General features: G+C 70.2%; 13 protein-coding genes, 1 pseudogene and 1 riboswitch. Of the genes and pseudogenes, 7 read left to right on the forward strand and 7 right to left on the reverse strand.

Annotation, left to right across the window (positions count from 1 at the left end; translation table 11 throughout):
- Positions 1-309: 309 nt before the first annotated feature.
- A complete protein-coding gene (locus QE410_RS12525; protein WP_307332507.1) occupies positions 310-1,149 on the reverse strand; it encodes a LuxR C-terminal-related transcriptional regulator in 840 nt (279 codons plus the stop codon).
- Between the two features lie 100 nt (positions 1,150-1,249).
- Here QE410_RS12525 and hxlB point away from each other — a divergent pair, with 100 nt between their 5' ends.
- Together hxlB and hxlA are read left to right on the forward strand one after the other, a co-directional pair.
- Complete coding sequence (gene hxlB / locus QE410_RS12530) at positions 1,250-1,828, forward strand: 6-phospho-3-hexuloisomerase (RefSeq protein WP_307332510.1); 579 nt, start codon at positions 1,250-1,252, stop codon at positions 1,826-1,828.
- 26 nt (positions 1,829-1,854) lie between these two features.
- Positions 1,855-2,478: a 3-hexulose-6-phosphate synthase gene (gene hxlA / locus QE410_RS12535; RefSeq protein ID WP_058231084.1), complete on the forward strand. Its 624-nt coding sequence runs from the start codon at positions 1,855-1,857 to the stop codon at positions 2,476-2,478.
- Between the two features lie 190 nt (positions 2,479-2,668).
- Here hxlA and QE410_RS12540 read toward each other — a convergent pair whose 3' ends face one another.
- From QE410_RS12540 to glyA, 3 genes are all read right to left on the reverse strand, one after another.
- On the reverse strand, positions 2,669-3,148 hold the full coding sequence (locus tag QE410_RS12540) for a cytochrome C5 (protein ID WP_307332516.1): 480 nt from the start codon (positions 3,146-3,148) through the stop codon (positions 2,669-2,671).
- A 90-nt stretch (positions 3,149-3,238) separates the two neighbouring features.
- Positions 3,239-4,123 carry a bifunctional methylenetetrahydrofolate dehydrogenase/methenyltetrahydrofolate cyclohydrolase gene (locus QE410_RS12545; RefSeq protein WP_307332519.1) on the reverse strand — a complete coding sequence of 295 codons (885 nt, stop codon included), beginning with the start codon at positions 4,121-4,123 and terminating at the stop codon, positions 3,239-3,241.
- Positions 4,124-4,441: 318 nt separating this feature from the next.
- Positions 4,442-5,716, reverse strand: coding sequence for a serine hydroxymethyltransferase (gene glyA / locus QE410_RS12550; protein ID WP_307332521.1), 1,275 nt, complete (start codon positions 5,714-5,716; stop codon positions 4,442-4,444).
- A gap of 57 nt (positions 5,717-5,773) precedes the next feature.
- Positions 5,774-5,859, reverse strand: a riboswitch (ZMP/ZTP riboswitch).
- 126 nt (positions 5,860-5,985) lie between these two features.
- Here glyA and QE410_RS12555 point away from each other — a divergent pair.
- The 3 genes from QE410_RS12555 (at position 5,986) to QE410_RS12565 (ending at position 9,384) form a co-directional block, all read left to right on the forward strand.
- The gene (locus QE410_RS12555) at positions 5,986-6,372 is read left to right on the forward strand and encodes a YrdB family protein (protein WP_307332524.1); all 387 of its coding nucleotides are present in this window, start codon (positions 5,986-5,988) and stop codon (positions 6,370-6,372) included.
- Positions 6,369-7,733 carry an FAD-binding oxidoreductase gene (locus QE410_RS12560; protein ID WP_307332527.1) on the forward strand — a complete coding sequence of 455 codons (1,365 nt, stop codon included), beginning with the start codon at positions 6,369-6,371 and terminating at the stop codon, positions 7,731-7,733. Before QE410_RS12555 ends, QE410_RS12560 begins: the two co-directional genes overlap by 4 nt.
- 259 nt (positions 7,734-7,992) lie before the next feature.
- Positions 7,993-9,384: a L,D-transpeptidase family protein gene (locus tag QE410_RS12565; protein ID WP_307332531.1), complete on the forward strand. Its 1,392-nt coding sequence runs from the start codon at positions 7,993-7,995 to the stop codon at positions 9,382-9,384.
- A 494-nt stretch (positions 9,385-9,878) separates the two neighbouring features.
- Here the strand turns inward: QE410_RS12565 and QE410_RS12570 are convergent, their stop codons facing one another.
- Positions 9,879-12,098 carry an NADP-dependent isocitrate dehydrogenase gene (locus QE410_RS12570; protein ID WP_307332534.1) on the reverse strand — a complete coding sequence of 740 codons (2,220 nt, stop codon included), beginning with the start codon at positions 12,096-12,098 and terminating at the stop codon, positions 9,879-9,881.
- A 221-nt stretch (positions 12,099-12,319) separates the two neighbouring features.
- Between QE410_RS12570 and QE410_RS12575 the strand changes: the two genes are divergently transcribed.
- Both QE410_RS12575 and QE410_RS12580 read left to right on the forward strand, forming a co-directional pair.
- Complete coding sequence (locus QE410_RS12575) at positions 12,320-12,772, forward strand: GNAT family N-acetyltransferase (RefSeq protein ID WP_058231074.1); 453 nt, start codon at positions 12,320-12,322, stop codon at positions 12,770-12,772.
- Positions 12,773-13,034: 262 nt separating this feature from the next.
- Positions 13,035-13,874 carry a type IV toxin-antitoxin system AbiEi family antitoxin domain-containing protein gene (locus QE410_RS12580; RefSeq protein WP_307332540.1) on the forward strand — a complete coding sequence of 280 codons (840 nt, stop codon included), beginning with the start codon at positions 13,035-13,037 and terminating at the stop codon, positions 13,872-13,874.
- A 304-nt stretch (positions 13,875-14,178) separates the two neighbouring features.
- On the opposite strand, the gene QE410_RS12585 is transcribed toward QE410_RS12580, so the two are convergent.
- A complete protein-coding gene (locus QE410_RS12585) occupies positions 14,179-15,996 on the reverse strand; it encodes an ABC transporter ATP-binding protein (RefSeq protein WP_307332543.1) in 1,818 nt (605 codons plus the stop codon).
- Positions 15,993-17,895 (reverse strand): annotated as a pseudogene (locus tag QE410_RS12595) (ABC transporter ATP-binding protein). Before QE410_RS12595 ends, QE410_RS12585 begins: the two are co-directional and overlap by 4 nt.
- Between the last annotated feature and the right edge of the window lie 142 nt (positions 17,896-18,037).

Raw genomic sequence — 18,037 nt, forward strand, 5'->3', positions numbered from 1 at the left:
TGACGGCGTTTTCTCGGCGGGGAACACCGCGAGCGCAGACCAGCGACTCAGAGGGCGTCTCGCCTGAGGCGGCGCTTCCTCCGCGAGAAACGCCCCGCCGCGCAAGAAACAACGTCTCACCGCATGTCTCCCACGAAACGGCGTTTCTCAGCGGGGAGACGCCGCTTCTGAGCGGAGAGACGGCGTTTCTCGCCGGGGAGACGGCGTTTCTCAGCGGGGTGACGGCGTTTCTCAGCGCGGAGACGGCGCTTCTCGGCGGGGAGACGGCGTTTCTCAGCGGGAGACGGCGTTCGCAGGGCCGCGCCGCGGTCAGGGCATCCGCGACGCGCCGAGCGCCACGAGCTCCGCCCGCGTGGTCACACCGGCCTTGCGGAGCAGGTTCGACACGTGGAACTTCGCCGTGTTCTCGCTGATGCCGAGCTGCGTCGCGATCGCACGGTTGCGGGAGCCGGCGACGACGAGGCTGAGCACCTCGCGCTCGCGCGGGCTGAGGTCGACCGCGTCGTCGAGGAACTCGGGTCGCGCCGGCGGGTCGAGGGGAAGCCGCACCGACAGCTCCGACCCCCAGCCGGGGGTGGAGGCGACATCGAACGCCCCGTTCAGCGCACTCACCCGCTCGACGATCGGACGCAGGGAGTCGTCGTGCGCGGTGAGGCGCCCCTCCCCGTCGTCGCGGATGCCGATCAGCAGATTCAGACCGTCGCAGTCCCACTGGATGCGCACCCGATGCGGTGCCCCGCGGTCGAGCAGGGCCAGCACGGCGCTGCGCACGATCGCGCGCGCCTCGTGCGCCACTTCGCCGGGGAGCGCCCGGCCGGTGGTCGGCGGCTCGACGAACTGCACGTCGAGATCTCCGTGACGAACGAGGGGCCGTAGATCGCTGCGCAGGCGCGCGAAGGCGCCCGTGACGGGCTCGAGCAGCGCGCTGCGCTGGCTGTCGGTCGAGGTGCGCAGCACGACGAGAGCGGCCGCGGCGGCTTCGATGGCGAGGGCGCGAGCAGCGCGGTCGTCGAGACGGGTCGAGCGCAGGATCGCCAGCACCGATTCGAGGGTCACGGCGTGCCGGTCGGCCTGCTCGGCGACGACGCGCTCGTGCTCGATCACGAGGGCGCGGGAGGCCGGCGAGGGCAGGGCGGGGGCGTCGGTCACGGGCCCAACCTAGCCCATCGTTCGCACCTACCCGTTCGGGTAGGTCCACCCCTGCCATCGACCGGCGACATGAGCATCGCGCCCGGCGCAGCATGGGGCCATGCCCTCCCGCGATGCCGCCACCGTCGAGACCTCCCTCTCCCGCATCGCCGCGGAAGTGGCATCCGTCGTCGACCGCCTCGTCGCGGAGCCGGGCGATCTCGACCGCGTGCTCGACGTGCTCACCGGCGCCGACCGTGTCTTCGTGCTCGGCGCGGGACGCTCGGGGCTGGCCCTGCGCATGACCGCGATGCGTCTGATGCACCTGGGGCTCGACGTGCACGTCGCCGGCGACACCACGACGCCCGCCATCCGCGCCGGTGACGCGCTCCTCATCGCCAGCGGCTCCGGCACGACGACCGGGATCGTGCGGGCCGCCGACACGGCCGCGAACGTGGGGGCGAAGATCGCGGCGATCACCACGGCATCCGACTCCCCCCTCGGGCGATCCGCCGACGCCCTCGTCGTCGTTCCCGCGGCGGCCAAGCTCGATCGCTCCGGCGCCGCGTCGGCGCAGTACGCGGGCAGCCTGTTCGAGCAAGCCGTCGTTCTGGTGGGCGACGCGATCTTCGACGCCCTCTGGCAGCGCTCCGGCCTCGACGCCGACGACCTGTGGCCCCGCCACGCCAACCTCGAATAACCCACCCGCAGAAAGCAAGGACCCTCATGAAGCTGCAGTTCGCCATGGACACCCTGTCCACCGAAGCCGCCCTCGACCTCGCCGCCGCCGCGGCGCCGCACGTCGACATCCTCGAGCTCGGCACCCCGCTCATCAAGAGCGAGGGCCTGTCCGCCATCACGGCGATCAAGCAGGCCCACCCCGACAAGGTCGTCTTCGCCGACCTGAAGACGATGGATGCCGGCGAGCTCGAGGCCGACATCGCCTTCACCGCCGGCGCCGACCTCATCACCGTCCTCGGCTCGGCCGGCGACAGCACGATCGCCGGCGCCGTCAAGGCCGCCAAGAAGCACGGCAAGGGTGTCGTCGTCGACCTCATCGGCGTCGCCGACAAGCCGGCCCGCGCGAAGGAGGTCGTCGCTCTCGGCGCCGAGTTCGTCGAGATGCACGCCGGCCTCGACGAGCAGGCTGAGGAGGGCTTCACTTTCGGCACGCTGCTGCGCGACGGCGAGGCCTCGGGCGTGCCGTTCTCGGTCGCGGGCGGAGTGAACGCCTCGAGCATCGCCGACGTGCAGAAGTCCGGCGCCCAGGTCGCGGTCGCGGGCAGCGCCATCTACAGCGCTCCCGACGTGGGCGCCGCCGCCGCAGCGCTGCGCGCCGCGATCGCGTAACTCCTCGCAAGACGCCGCCGGGCCGCAGACGCGCCCCAGCGCGAGAAACGCCGTCCCGAGTCAGAAACGCCGCGCAAGGGCGTGTCTCGCTCGGGACGGCGTTTTTCGAAGGGCAGCGGATGCCGGCAGCCGGCGCGCAGGAACAGCGAAGGCCGCGGACGTCATCGCACGTCCGCGGCCCTCGCGTGAGTCAGTCCTCGTCGTCTTCTTCGTCGTCGTCGCCGATGATCTCGATGTCTTCGACCTCGAGCTCGGGCGTCAGCTGCACGTGTACGAGCGCGTCGGGGAAAGAGGCCTCGCCGGCGAACACGACGATGATCGCGTCGGCGAAGACGCCCACGCCGATCGCCTCGAGGTCGGTGCGCAGGTCGACGTCGGCGTCGAGTTCGCCGTCGTCGAGGGCGTCCTCGATGTCGCTCGAGACCTCTTCGACGATGGCGCGCCAGCGCTCCTCGCTGACCGAGAGGACATCCTTCAGGTTGGTCACGATCGCGTCGAGGTCGGGTTCGTCCTCGTCGTCGATTTCGGGGTCGAGGTCGACCTCCACCTCGACGCCGGCGGCATCCAGGTGTCCCGACCCGATGACGCTGTCTTCGTCGATCTGGGCGTCTTCGAGCAGACCGCTCTCGGTCACGCGGCGGAGGAGGTCGTTCAGCACGGACTCAGTCATGTTCATACGATCCCACGTCGCGCGGCATCCCGCGTACACCCTTGCGTCGGCAGCGCCGTCTGTTCAGGCGGCGGCACCGTACGGTTCACGTCAGACCGCCGACGCCCGCTCCGCCGCCTCGACGACGTTGGTCATCAGCAGCGCGACGGTCATCGGGCCCACACCGCCGGGGTTGGGCGAGACGAAGCCCGCGACCTCGGCGACATCCGGGTGCACGTCACCGAACACGCGGGATTTCCCGGTCTCGGCGTCGGTCTCGCGCGTGACGCCCACGTCGAGCACCGCAGCGCCCGGCTTGACGTCCTCGCCGCGCACGATGTGCTTCACGCCGGCCGCGGCGACGATGACGTCGGCCTGGCGAAGGTGCTTCGCGAGGTCGGCGGTTCCGGTATGCGTGAGGGTCACGGTGGCGTTGATCTCGCGGCGGGTGAGCAGCAGACCGATCGAGCGGCCAATGGTCACACCGCGGCCGACGACGACGACCTCTTTGCCCTTCAGGTCGTAATCGTTGCGCAGCAGCAGCTCGATGACCCCTCGCGGCGTGCACGGCAGGGGCGTGAGGATCGGCGCGTTGACGTTGAGCACCAAACGCCCGAGGTTGGTGGGGTGCAGGCCGTCGGCATCCTTCGCCGGGTCGATCCGCTCGAGGATCGCGTCGGTGTCGATGTGTTTCGGCAGGGGCAGCTGCACGATGTAGCCGTGGCACGCGGGGTCGGCGTTGAGACGGTCGATGACGGCCTCGACCTCTTCCTGCGTGGCTTCGGCCGGCAGCTCGACCTGGATCGAGTTCATGCCGATCGCCTCGGACTGCTTGTGCTTCATGCCCACGTACAGCTGCGAGGCCGGATCGGCGCCCACGAGCACCGTCGCGATGCCCGGGACGACGCCGCGCTCGCGCAGAGCGGCGACCCGCTCGGTGAGCTCCGCCTTGATCGCCGCCGACGCGGCCTTACCGTCGAGAATCGTCGCCGTCATGGCATCCCTTGTTCTGTGTCTGTCGTTCGTGTCGTGTCGTGTCGTGACGCGGTGCGCCCCGCGACTCGGCGGGAGAGCAACGCAATAAACGCCCCCGCCAGCTGGAAACGCCACGGCCCGCCGTGTCTCGCTCGCCCGAGCGTTTATCGCGCGTGACGTGCCGCCCGCAACGGCACCGGATGCCGGCACCCTCGGAATCGCGGGAGTGCAGCCGCACGCCGCGCGCCGTCGTCGCGGCCCGGGCGCCCGGATTCCCCGCCCGGAGGAGCCCGACGGCCGGGACGGGGCCGCCGCGAAGCGACCCCGCCCCGGCGGGGCTCACTGCTGCAGGTCGGGGTACAGCGGGAAGGCGTCGGCGAGCGTCGCGACGCGCGCGCGCAGGGCCTCGACGTCGGCGCCGGGGATCAGCGCGAGCGCGATGATGTCGGCCACCTCGGTGAATTCGGCGTCGCCGAAACCGCGGGTCGCGAGCGCGGGAGTGCCGATGCGCAGGCCCGAGGTGACCATCGGCGGACGCGGGTCGTTCGGCACGGCGTTGCGGTTGACGGTGATGTGGATGTCGTGCAGCAGGTCTTCGGCCTGCTTGCCGTCGATCTCGGCCTCGCGCAGGTCGACGAGCACCAGGTGCACGTCGGTGCCGCCCGACCGCACGGCGATGCCGGCGTTCTTGACGTCGTCCTGCGTGAGACGGTCGGCGAGGATCGCAGCTCCCCGCAGCGTGCGCTCCTGACGCTCCTTGAACTCGGGCGTCATCGCGAGCTTGAACGCCGTCGCCTTCGCGGCGATGACGTGCATGAGCGGGCCGCCCTGCTGGCCCGGGAAGACCGCGGTGTTGATCTTCTTGGCGAGGGCCTCGTCGTTGGTGAGGATGAGACCCGAACGGGGGCCGCCGATGGTCTTGTGCACGGTGGTCGAGACGACGTGCGCGTGCGGGATCGGGCTCGGGTGAAGCCCCGCGGCCACGAGACCGGCGAAGTGCGCCATATCGACCCACAGGAGGGCGCCCACCTCGTCGGCGATCGCGCGGAAGGCGGCGAAGTCGAGCTGGCGGGGGTACGCCGACCAGCCGGCGATGATGACCTTGGGCTTGTGCTCGACGGCGAGGCGACGCACCTCGTCCATGTCGATGACGCTCGTCTCGGGGTCGACGCCATAGGCGACGATGTCGTACAGGCGGCCCGAGAAGTTGATCTTCATGCCGTGCGTGAGGTGACCGCCCTGGTCGAGGGCGAGACCGAGCAGCGTGTCGCCGGGGCGGGCGATCGCGTGGAGCACCGCCGCGTTGGCCGAAGCGCCCGAGTGCGGCTGCACGTTGGCGAACTCGGCGCCGAACAGGGCCTTGGCCCGCTCGATCGCGAGCGACTCGGCGACGTCGACCTCTTCGCAGCCGCCGTAGTAGCGACGGCCCGGGTAGCCCTCGGCGTACTTGTTGGTCAGCACCGAGCCCTGCGACTGCAGCACCGAGACGGGAACGAAGTTCTCCGACGCGATCATCTCGAGGAAGCCGCGCTGACGGTTCAGCTCGCGCTCGAGCACCTCGGCGATCTCGGGGTCGACCTCGGAGAGGGGGGCGTTGAAGTACGGATCGGTCATGCGATCTCCTTGACGATGGTTCCGGATGCCACGGACTCGGCGAGTCCGCAGAGATACCGCATCGACCCAGGCGTGCGGTCGAATACCGTCAAGCGGTCGCTCCCCGGTGGTTACCCACCTCAACGCCAGTCGCGACGGTGCCACTTTAGCGCGTATGGCACGCGCGTCCCCGCGTGTCGTGGCATCCAGTGCTCCTGCACAGAGTCGGTGTCGACTCGACGTCGAGGGGTCCCGGATGCCGCCACCCGGAGCCCGCGTAAAATGGCGGGGTGACCGACTCCCGCAACGTCCGCGCGCAGGCGCCTCTCGCTCCCGGCATGCGCGCGCGGCCGACCGCGATCGAGATCGTCAGCGTCGCCTGCGGTCTCGTCGCTTTCGTGACCCTGGCCATCTGGGGCTTCACCGCGTGGCCGCTGCCCTGGAACATCGTCGCCGGGATCGGCGCTCCGGCGCTGGCGATCCTGGTGTGGGCGCTGTTCGTCTCCCCTCGCGCCGTGCTCGCGGTGCACCCCTTCGTGCGCGCGATCGTCGAACTGTTCGTGTACGCCGCCGCCACCATCGCGTGGTGGAGCATGGGCCAGGCCTGGATCGGCCTCGGCTTCGCCGTCGTCGCGGTCACCGTGGGCGCCGTGAACGGCCGGCGGCGCCTGGGGTGAACACCGACGTCGTCGCCCTCCTCCGGGCGGGGCTCGGCGAGCGGGTCGACACCTCGCCCGAAGCCCTCGCGGCGGCACGGGCCGACAAGTCGGGCCACGCGGCCGACGGACTCCCCCTGGCGGTCGTGAACGCGGCATCCGTGGCAGACGTGCAGGCGACCCTGCGCATCGCGTCGGCCACCCGCACCCCGGTCGTGCCCCGCGGTGCCGGTACGGGGCTCGCCGGCGGTGCCAACACGGGGGGCGGCGAGATCAGCCTGTCGGTGCGCGCCATGGACCGCATCCTCGACGTGCGCGCCGACGACCTGCTGGCCGTCGTCGAACCCGGCATCCTGAACGCCGATCTGAACGCTCGGCTCGAGCCCCACGGGGTGTGGTGGGCCCCCGATCCGGCGAGCCGCGCCATCTCGACGGTCGGCGGCAACATCGCCACCGGCGCGGGCGGCCTGCTGTGCGCCAAGTACGGCGTTGTGCGCGATGCGGTGCTCGGCCTCGACCTCGTGCTCGCCGATGGACGGCTGCTGCATCTCGGCCACCGCAGTGTGAAGGGCGTCACCGGACTCGACCTCACCTCGCTGGTGATCGGATCCGAGGGCACCCTCGGCGTCGTGGTGGGAGCGACCCTCAAGCTCCGCCGTCTCGTCGAGGGCGAGCGTGTGACCCTGACCGCACTGTTCGACGGCGTGCGGGCGGCGGCCGTGGCGTCGGCGGCGGTCACGGCATCCGGCGTGCAGCCCGCGATCATGGAGCTGATGGATGCCACGAGCCTCGCGGCCGTGCACCGCCTGCTGTCGCTGCCCGCCCCGCCCGCCGGCGCGGCGCAGCTCACCATCCAGACCGACGGCCCCGTCGCCGCCGAGGAGGCCCGCGCGATCGCCCAGGTGCTGCGCGACGCGGGTGGGACCGTCACCGTGGCTGCCGATGCGGCCGAGGGAGAGGCGCTGCTGGCCGTCCGCCGGGCGATGCACCCCGCCATGGAGACGCTCGGGACGACGCTCATCGAAGACGTCTCGGTCCCCCGCAGCGTCCTGCCCGACATGTTCGACGAGATCGCCCGTATCGAGCAGCGATTCGGTCTCGTGATCCCCGCGGTCGCCCACGCCGGCGACGGCAACCTGCACCCGAACTTCGTGTTCGAGGGGCCCGAGGTGCCCGCGGTGGTCTGGGCGGCCGCCGAGGAGCTGTTCCGCGCGGCGCTCGCCCTGGGCGGCACGCTCACCGGCGAACACGGCATCGGAGTGCTCAAGCGCCGGTGGCTGGCCGACGAACTCGGCCACGACCAATGGCAGCTGCAACGCGACATCGCGCGCGTGTTCGATCCGCTCGGCATCCTGAACCCGGGCAAGGTCTTCGCGCCCTGACCGCGTCGCGGGGTCGGCGGCGGTGCGCGGGGCCCGTGGCCCGGTGCGGCCGGTGGCGGTGCGCGGGCCCCTCGCTGCCCGGCGGGCCGGCGGCGCGGGCCCTTCGTCGCCCGACAAACCGACTGCGGTGCGCGGGGCCCGTGGCCCGGTGCGGCCGGCAGCGCACGGCCCGGTGTGACCAGACCGTGACATGCCCTCCCGGTGAATGCGCAGCACGGTCTAATAACATTGGAAGACTGACTACCGGGGGGTTTCACTCATGACCGACGGCACCGACGGCGCGACCTACGCCTGGGCTCCGGCCGAGCCGAAGAGGCGCAAGAACCGTTCCGGCCTGTGGATCGGCATCCCCGCCGGAGCCACGGCCGTGGCGCTCATCGCCGCCTCGCTCGTGCTGATCGCGCCCGGCGCCTCCGTCGCCGGTGTGCAGATCGGCGGTCTGACCGCCGGCGCTGCGGCACAGGCCATCGAGACCCGTCTCGCCGAGACCCGAGTCACCGTCGACAGCCCCGCCGGCGAGATCACCGTCACCGGCGCCGACCTCGGTGCGACGGTCGACGCCGCCGCCCTCGCCGACAAAGCGTTCTCCGACAACCCGATGTGGAAGCCCGCGTCGTGGTTCCCCGAGGGCACCGGCGTCTCGATCGAGGTCGACGCCGCCGAGGCGGCCGCGGCCCTGAGCGAGCGCTCCCCCGGTGCGTTCCGCGCCCCCGTCGACGCCTCGCTCGCCTACGACGCCGGCGCGGAGGCCTACGTGACGACGCCCGCCGAGGCGGGCGAGGGCATCGACGTCGCCGCGGTCACGGCCGCGCTGCAGTCCGCATTCGACGCCGGCACCCCCTCGACCACCGTGCAAGCGGGTCTCGTTCCCGTCGACCCGCCCGTCAGCACCGAAGAGGCCGATGCTGCCGTCGCGAAGCTCAACGGCATCCTCGACGCCGCCGGCTTCTACATCGGCGACGAGCGGACCGTGCCCGTCGACCGCGCGACAGCGGCATCCTGGATCACCGTGACGCCCGACGGCACGGGTGAGTTCGCCATCACCGCCGACGAGGCGGCCATCCAGAAGGCGGTCAGCGGCCTCGCCGGCAGCGTCGACCGCAGCGCCGTCAACGCCGACGTCATCGTCGACAGCGGCGGAGAGGTCATCAAGGCCCTCACCGAAGGTCAGACGGGCCGCACCCTCGGCGACACCAGCGGCATCGCCGCCGCCTTCGCGTCGCAGCTCGCCGACGGCGACGCGCGCTACGCCCTGACGGTAGCTGAGACGCCCTTCGACACAAAGAAGACCGAGCGTCGCATCGACGTCAACCTCAGCGCGCAGACGGTGACCCTCTACGAGAACGACCAGGTCTACCGGAACTGGTCGATGTCGTCGGGCAAGAGCGGCTGGGAGACCCACACGGGCAACTACCGCATCGGTTGGAAGACCTCCATGCAAGACATGGGCTGCGTGCCGGGTTACGACTGGTGCACCAAAGACGTCCCGTGGGTCGCGTACTTCAACGGTGACGAGGCGTTCCACGGCACCTACTGGCACAACAACTTCGGGACGCCGATGAGCCACGGCTGCGTCAACCTCACGGTCAGCAACGCCAAGGAGCTCTACGACTGGGCGTACAAGGGCACCGAGGTCTCGGTCCACTACTGAGGCCGGTTCTGACAGAGGGGCGGATGCCATGGCATCCGCCCCTCTGTCGTCTCCGCGCGTCCGCCGACCCCGCACCGCCCCTCGGAGCTGATCCGCACCACGCTTGCCCCCCCTCACTCGCCCGTCGCTGACTTGCGCCCTGTGCTCGCCTCCCCCGTGACTTTCGCCCTGTGCACGCCGGACACCCGCCCCAGCGCGCGAACGCCGCGACTCACGGGCTGAACACGAGCACGAGCGCCTCTCCCCTCCCCCGTGACTTGCGCAATGCGTACGCCTTCCCGGTGACTTGCGCCCTGTGCTCGCCGAACACCCACACCAGCGCGCGAACGCCGCAAGTCAACGTCGGCGAGGTCGCACGCCACCGGCGACGGGGCAGGAGCATGGGCCCTCGCGGCTGGACGCGCGCACGGGCCTCGCACGCCGGCACCACCACCGGGCGCACACGAAAGAAGGGCGGATGCCGTGTGGCATCCGCCCTTCTCGGGAGTCGCGTGTCAGCGCAGGCCGTCGACCACCGCGTTCAGCGTGGCCGAGGGGCGCATGACCTTCTCGACCAGCTCGGTGTCGGGGCGGTAGTACCCGCCGATCTCGGCGTGGTGGCCCTGGACAGCGTTGAGCTCGGCGACGATCGTGTTCTCCTCGGCCGCCAGCTTCTCGGCGACAGGGGCGAAGACGGCGGCCAGCTCAGCATCCGTCGTCTGCTGCGCCAGCTCCTGCGCCCAGTACAGCGCGAGGTAGAAGTGGCTGCCGCGGTTGTCGATCGTGCCGAGGGCGCGGCCGGGCGACTTGTCGTTCTCGAGGAACGTGCCGGTCGCGGCATCCAGGGTCTGTGCGAGCACGCGGGCACGGTCGTTGCCGGTCGTGTCGGCGAGGTGCTCGAGCGACGCCGCGAGGGCGAAGAACTCACCCAGCGAATCCCAGCGGAGGTAGTCCTCTTCGACGAGCTGCTGCACGTGCTTGGGAGCCGAGCCGCCGGCGCCGGTCTCGAACAGGCCGCCGCCCGCGAGCAGGGGCACGATCGAGAGCATCTTGGCGCTCGTGCCGACCTCGAGGATCGGGAACAGGTCGGTGAGGTAATCGCGCAGCACGTTGCCGGTGACCGAGATGGTGTCCTCACCGCGGCGGATGCGCTCGAGCGAGTAGGTCGTGGCCTCGGCGGGGGCGAGGATCTCGATGGTGAGGCCCTCGGTGTCGTGGTCGGCCAGGTACTCGTTGACCTTGGCGATGAGGTTGCGGTCGTGGGCGCGGCTCTCGTCGAGCCAGAAGACAGCCGGAACGCCGGTGGCGCGGGCGCGCGTGACGGCGAGCTTCACCCAGTCGCGGACGGCCACGTCTTTGGTCTGCGTCGCGCGCCAGATGTCGCCCGCGTTGACCTCGTGCTCGAGCAGGACGTCGCCGTTCGACGCGACGACCTGCACGCGGCCGGCGGCCGGGATCTCGAACGTCTTGTCGTGGCTGCCGTACTCCTCGGCCGCCTGCGCCATGAGGCCGACGTTCGGCACCGAGCCGATGGTGGCCGGGTCGAGGGGGCCATGAGCGATGACGTCGTCGATGGTCGCCTGGTAGACACCGGCGTACGAGGAGTCGGGGATGACGGCGAGGGTGTCGGCCTCTCCCCCGTCGACGCCCCACAGCTTCCCGCCGTTGCGGATGAGCGCGGGCATCGACGCGTCGACGATCACGTCGGAGGGCACGTGCAGGTTCGTGATGCCCTTGTCGCTGTTGACGTACGACAGACGCGGGCCGTTCTGCAGCGCCTCGTTGATCTCGGCGGCGATCGTCTCGCCGCCCTCGACGTTCGACAGACCCGCGAGGATCGAGCCGAGACCGTCGTTCGGGGTGAGGCCGGCGGCGGCGAGCGCGTCGCCGTGACGATCGAACACATCGGCGAAGAAGGCCTTCACGACGTGACCGAAGATGATCGGGTCGCTGACCTTCATCATCGTCGCCTTGAGGTGCACCGAGTAGAGCACGTCGTCGGCCTTCGCCTCGGCCAGCGTGTCGGCGAGGAACGCGTCGAGGGCCGCGGCAGAGAGGAAGGTGGCATCCACGATCTCGCCCTGGAGGACCTTCAGGCCCTCCTTCAGCGTCTTCGTGGCGCCGTCGGCGGCCACGTGCTGGATGGTGAGCACGTCGTCGTCGGCGATGACGACCGACTTCTCGTTCGAGCGGAAGTCGTCGTGGCCGAGGGTCGCCACGCGGGTCTTCGAGCCGTCGGCGAACGCCTTGTTGCGGTGCGGGTGCTTCTTGGCATAGTTCTTCACCGCGAGCGGGGCGCGGCGGTCGCTGTTGCCCTCGCGCAGGACGGGGTTCACGGCGGAACCCTTGATGCGGTCGTAGCGGGCGCGGACGTCTTTTTCTTCGACGCTCGCAGCCTCATCGGGGTAGTCGGGGACGTCGTAGCCCTGCGACTGCAGTTCGGCGATCGCGGCCTTGAGCTGCGGGATGGATGCCGAGATGTTCGGCAGCTTGATGATGTTGGCCTCGGGCAGCGTCGCGAGGCCGCCGAGTTCGGCGAGGGCGTCGCCCACCTGCTGCTCGGGGGTGAGACGCTCGGGGAAGGCCGCGAGGATGCGGCCGGCGAGCGAGATGTCGCGGGTCTCGACGTCGACACCCGCCTGCTTCGTGACGGCCTGCACGATGGGCAGGAACGACGCGGTGGCAAGTGCCGGCGCCTCGTCGGTGTACGTGTAGATGATGGTGGAATCGGGCACGTCAGATCTCTCCGTAGAGGCGGCCAGGGTGGTTCCCCAGCCTATCGCACCGCGGCAAAGTCTCTTGATGTCGAGATAGTTCCGGGGTCCTTCCCGCTGCGCGTTCGCAGCGGTGGCGGGGGTGAACGCGCGGCGGCGCGATGGCGACGTGCAGGTGACGCCGAACGCATGCTCGGGCATGCGATCTTGGGACTGAGGGGGCGTGCCGCTAGCCTGGGCGCATGGCTGACCTGCGTCTCGTCGAACTGTCCGCCGCCACGATCGTGGCCGTGAACACCCTGTCGCTCAAGCCCGGGCAAGAGCAGTTCCTCGCGCCCGTCAGCTACGGCATCGCCGCGACGGTGAGCAATCCGCAGACCTCGTGGCAGCGCGTGGTGCTCGACGGCGACGAGGTGGTCGGGTTCGTCAGCGCCAACTTCGACCCCGACGCGCACGAGGAGCACTTCCGCTCCGTCCTGTGGCGCATCAACGTCGACGCCGACGAACAGGGCCGCGGTGTCGGCAGCTTCGCCCTCGCCGCTGTGCTCGACGAAGCCCGCAACCGCGGCATGGACCACGTCGACGTCATCTACGAACCGGGCGTCGGCGGTCCCGAGGCCTTCTTCGAGCGCGTCGGCTTCACGGCGGTCGGCGAGACCGAGTACGGCGAGGTCATCGCGCGCATCGGCGTCTGACAGCCGGCGCAGCGCGGGCGCGGGCGCGGGCGCGGGCGCGGCACGCGGCACGCGGTGGTACGGCCGGGGCCGCGGAACCGGAAAGGGGCGTCGGATCCGGACGGATTCGACGTGTACGTCCGGATCTGCAGCACATGACCGGATCTGATGCACGGGTCTTGCTGCCCTGCACGCTTCTCCACAGCCGGTTGATTCGTCACCGAGACCACATCTCGAGAGCAGCTGCCGGAAGAGAGACCTGCCGCCGGGGCATATTTGCGCCATGGACATCGCGTCGTGGGTGGCGGCCCGGGGCGGCATCGTGCACCGCCAGCAGATTCTGGACGAAGGGGTCTCTCCCCGAGCCTTGCGTGCAGCACTGGCCCGGGGCGACGCTGAGCGAATCCGACGTTACTGGGTGGCGACCGCGTCGGCTCCGCCTCCACTCGTCGCCGCCGCGCGCGCGTCCGGGCGACTGGCGTGCGTAAGCGCCGCCGCACATCGGGGGTGGTGGATGCCGGAAGGCACCACGGAGACGCTTCACCTCACCGTCCGACAGGATGCGAAACTGCCGGGCGGGACGAACGCGATCGTGCACTGGTCGAGGCCGCTCGTTCCGCAGCCGCCGCACCGTCTGATCGAATCCGTGCCGGACACGCTGGAGCACATTGCCGGATGCCTGCCTCACGAGCAGGCGCTCGTCGTCTGGGAATCAGCCTGCGCAATGGATCGGCTGCATCCCGAGGTACTCGCGCGCATCGCATGGCGGACGACGAGGGCCCGCCGGCTGACATCCGCCGCACAGAATCAATCGGATTCCGGCCTCGAGACGTTGTTCGTCGTACGCCTCACCCCGTGGGGTGTCGTCATCCGGCAACAAGTGTCGATCGCGGGTCACGATGTGGACGTTCTGATCGGCGATCGCCTTGTCGTGCAGCTCGACGGCTTCGCCTTCCACTCCACCCCAGCCGACCGCCAGCGAGATCTCGCTCATGACCGAGAGCTGCGGGCGCGCGGGTACACGGTGCTCCGTTTCACCTACCGCGACGTCGTCACGGACTGGGCACACGTGGAGGCGGTCATCACACGACACCTAGCTCAAAGGAATCACCTCGCCCCCTGACGAGTCCAACCGGCGTCGTCAGGGGGAAATGGATCCGGAGATGGGCAGCAGGTCCGGATGGTCTCGGCGCTTTCTTCCGGATCAGTTACCTCTTTCCGGATCCACAAGGTGTTGCGCGCGGGCAGCCCGCACGGACACCACCCTCGACGGCAGCGGGGGCCGCGGGTTCCTGCTCGCCACCTTGGGACTCGGCGGCGCGGGCTGCCGGCTCGAAGCGGGCCCGAGCTGCCGGCTCGGCCAGCGGGGCCCGCTTGGGAGGTGGATGCCGCGCCACCTCACACAGGAGGGCGTGGCATCCGGATGATCAGACGAGCGACTCCTGCCAGGCGGCGTGCAGCTGCGCGAACTTGCCCGTGGCGGCGATGAGCGTGGCGGGGGTGTCGTCCTCGATGATGCGACCGTGCTCCATCACCAGCACCCGGTCGGCGATCGCCACCGTCGAGAGGCGGTGGGCGATGATGATGGCCGTGCGGTCGGCGAGCAGGGTCTGTAGAGCGTCTTGGATGAGGCGCTCGCTCGGGATGTCGAGCGACGCGGTCGCCTCGTCGAGGATCAGCACCGACGGATCGGCGAGGAACGCGCGGGCGAACGAGATCAGCTGGCGCTGGCCCGCCGAGACGCGACCGCCGCGCTTGTTCACGTCGGTGTCGTAGCCGTCCGGCAGCTTCGAGATGAAGCCGTCGGCACCAACGGCGCGGGCGGCCGCGCGGATCTCGTCCATCGTGGCATCCGGCTTGCCGAGCGCGATGTTGTCGGCGACCGTCCCGCTGAACAAGTACGCCTCCTGCGTCACCATGACGATCGCCCGACGGAGGTCCTTCGGGTGCAAGCGGCGCAGGTCGACGTCGTCGAGGGTCACCGCTCCCCGCGTGGGGTCGTAGAAGCGCGACACGAGTTTGGCGAGCGTCGACTTGCCGGCGCCGGTCGTGCCCACGAGGGCGATCGTCTGTCCCGCGGGGATGTCGAGGGAGAAGTGCGGCAGGATGACGCGTTCGTCGGAGTAGCCGAAGGTGACGTCGTCGAAGCGCACGTGGCCCTTCGCCGTCCACAAGTCGACCGGCTCGGTGGGGTCGGGCACCGTCGGTTCCTCTTCGAGGACGCCCGACACCTTCTCGAGCGCTGCCGTCGCCGACTGGTAGGAATTGAGGAAGAACGCCACCTCCTGCAGCGGCGAGAAGAAGTTGCGCACGTACAGCACCGCCGCCGTGAGCACACCGATCTCGAGCGGGCCGGCGATGACGCGTCCTCCGCCCCACAGCAGCACGACCGCCACCGAGACGGCGGCGACGGCCATGATGCCCGGCTCGAAGGTGCCGAACAGTTTGATCGAGCGCATGTTGACGTCGCGGTAGCTGGCGGCGAGGGAGCCGAACTCCTCGTCGTTGCGGGGCTCCTTGCGGAATGCCTTGACCGCGCGGATACCCGTCATCGTCTCGACGAACTTCACGATGACCTGGGCGCTGACGACGCGCGACTCGCGGTAGATCACCTGGGAGCGCATGTAGAACCACCGCATCAGCAGGTACATCGGGATTCCCATGACGGTGAGGATCACACCCGACTGCCAGTCGATGAGGAACAGCGCGATCAGGGTGAACAGCCCGTACAGCACGCCCGAGACGAGCTCGTTGAGCCCCCCGTCGAGCAGTTCGCGGATGGTGTCGAGGTCGCTCGTCTGACGCGAGATGATGCGGCCCGAGGTGTACGACTCGTGGAACTCGAGGCTGAGCCGCTGCGTGTGCAGGAAGATGCGCTTGCGCAGGTCGAGCATGACCGCCTGCGTCAGGCGCGCGGCGACGACGACGTACCAGCCGATCAGCACGGCACCGCCGATGCCCGCGAGCAGATAGATGCCGACGACGCCGATGGTCGGCATCCAGTCGCTGCGCTCGATCACGGCGGGCAGCGCGTTGTCGATGCCGTAGGCGATGAGGGCGGGTCCGGCGACGCGAAGCGCCGTCGACACCACGAGCACGGATGCCGCGAGCACGAGCTGCAAGCGCAGGGGCGACACGAGGGAACCGAGCAGACGCAGCGAGCGCTGACGGATCGCGCGGCTCTCCTCCCGCGTGTAGTCGGAGCGGTCCTCGCCGCTGGTTCCGGAGACGGTCGCGGTGGTCATCGGGGCGTCTCCTTCTGGGTGCGAGCGTCGGAGCGGTCGTTGGACGCGGCGGCATCCGGGGTGCCGTCGTCAGTCGAGCGGATAACGGGGATGGCGCCGGTGCGCGCTTCGCGCTCGGCCTCTTCGAGACTCGAGATGACGTAGCGGTAGTGCTCGCTCTCACGCAGGAGGTCGGAATGCGTACCGACGGCCGTCACCCGACCGTTCTCGAGCAGGGCGACGCGGTCGGCGAGGGTCACGGTCGAGGGGCGGTGTGCGACGACGAGGGCGGTGGTCTCGCTCAGCACCTCGCGCAGAGCGTCTTCGACCAGGGCCTCGGTGTCGACGTCGAGGGCCGACAGCGGGTCGTCGAGCACGAGCACAGCCGGTCGCGCAGCGACCGCGCGAGCGAGGGCGAGGCGTTGACGCTGACCGCCGGAGAGGCTGAGGCCCCTCCTCGCCGATGACCGTGTCGAGCCCGTCGGGAAGGTCGTAGACGAACTGCGCCTGCGCCACCTGCAGCGCCTCACGCAGGATCTCCTCGGCCTCGGGCGAGCCCGCGGCGAGGTCTTCGCGTCCGAGCAGCACGTTGTCGCGCACCGTCTGCGAGAACAGCGTGGCGTCTTCGAAAGCCATGCCGACGTGGCGACGCAGCTCGGCCAGGGTGAGCTCGCGCACGTCAACGCCGTCGAGCAGCACGCGTCCGCCCGTGACGTCGTAGAGGCGTCCGGGCAGGGTGGTGAGCGTCGTCTTGCCCGAACCGGTGAGCCCGACGAGGGCCACTGTCTCACCGGGGCGCAGCACGAGGTCGACCCCGTCGAGCAGGTCGGGCTCGGTGTCGGCGGCATCCTGATACCGGAAATGCGCGTTCTCGAAGGCGAGCTCGCCGCGGGGGGCGTCGATGGTGCGCGGACGCTCCGGGTCGACGATCGTGTTCTCTTCGTCGAACACCTCGAAGATGCGGTCCGTGGCGGTGCGCGCGTCGAGGAGGAAGGAGAAGAGGAAGCCGATCGACTCCATCGGCCATCGCAGCACGGTGGCCATCGCGAAGAAGGCCACGAGCTCGGCGACCTGCAACTGCCCCAGTTGCGTGAGCACGATGCCCGCGCCCAGGCACACGGCGAACGCGATGTCGGGGAGCAGGACGAGCCAGAACCAGATCCACCCGATGGCGCGCGCTTTGTCGATCTCGGTCTCGCGCAGCGACTCGGCCTGGCGCGTGAATTTCTGCAGCGCGTGCTTTCCGCGCCCGAAGGCCTTCAATACGCGGATGCCGTGGACGCTCTCCTCCACCGAGGTGGCGAGGTCGCCGGCTTGGTCTTGGCTCTGACGCGTCAACGCCCCGTAGCGCTTCTCGAACCGGAAGCCGACGTAGATGACGGGCGCCGAGGTCACCAGGAACAGCGCCCCGAGCAACCAGTGCCAGCGGAACAGCAGCACGGCGCCGATCACGATCGTGAGCATGTTGACGACGAGCAGGATGACGCCGAACGCGAGCCAGCGGCGCAGCATGCTGATGTCTTGCATCATGCGCGACAGCAGCTGCCCCGACTGCCAACGGTCGTGGAATGCGACGGGCAGGCGTTGCAGCCGCGAGTAGAACGACTGACGCAGGTCGTACTCGACCTTCGTGGCCGGCGCGAGCACGAGCCACCGGCGCAGCCACACCATCGCGGCTTCGGCGAGACCGAGACCGAGGACGGCGAGAGAACCCCAGACCAGCGCTGCGGGGTCGAGGGAGGCGATGGGGCCGGCGACGATCTGCTCGAGCACGAGCGGGATGGCGAGCGCCAGCAGGCTCGCGACGAGCGCGGTGGCGGCGCCAGCGATCAGGCGTGGCAGCACCGGACGCGCGATGGGCAGCAGACGCGCGAGCGCGCGCGGTGTCGAAAGGCGGGGTGGCGGCGAAGCGGTGGTCATGATCCTCGTGGGGTCGAAGCGGAGGCCGGGATGAGGCGCGGAGAAGGATGCCGGAGGCGCGGCGAAGATCGTCGGTCGGGGCGATGCGACTGCGCCGGAGCGCGACGCGCGGCCCTACGAGCGTCGGACGGGGCGCGCCGCG

Source organism: Microbacterium sp. SORGH_AS_1204, assembly GCF_030818935.1.
GTDB lineage: Bacteria > Actinomycetota > Actinomycetes > Actinomycetales > Microbacteriaceae > Microbacterium.

Coding starts and splice junctions, on each gene's coding strand:
- QE410_RS12565 (WP_307332531.1), top strand. CDS start 7,993: ATGACCGACGGCACCGACGGCGCGACCTACGCCTGGGCTCCGGCCGAG.
- QE410_RS12575 (WP_058231074.1), top strand. CDS start 12,320: ATGGCTGACCTGCGTCTCGTCGAACTGTCCGCCGCCACGATCGTGGCC.
- hxlB (WP_307332510.1), top strand. CDS start 1,250: ATGCCCTCCCGCGATGCCGCCACCGTCGAGACCTCCCTCTCCCGCATC.
- glyA (WP_307332521.1), bottom strand. CDS start 5,716: ATGACCGATCCGTACTTCAACGCCCCCCTCTCCGAGGTCGACCCCGAG.
- hxlA (WP_058231084.1), top strand. CDS start 1,855: ATGAAGCTGCAGTTCGCCATGGACACCCTGTCCACCGAAGCCGCCCTC.
- QE410_RS12580 (WP_307332540.1), top strand. CDS start 13,035: ATGGACATCGCGTCGTGGGTGGCGGCCCGGGGCGGCATCGTGCACCGC.
- QE410_RS12540 (WP_307332516.1), bottom strand. CDS start 3,148: ATGACTGAGTCCGTGCTGAACGACCTCCTCCGCCGCGTGACCGAGAGC.
- QE410_RS12585 (WP_307332543.1), bottom strand. CDS start 15,996: ATGACCACCGCGACCGTCTCCGGAACCAGCGGCGAGGACCGCTCCGAC.
- QE410_RS12545 (WP_307332519.1), bottom strand. CDS start 4,123: ATGACGGCGACGATTCTCGACGGTAAGGCCGCGTCGGCGGCGATCAAG.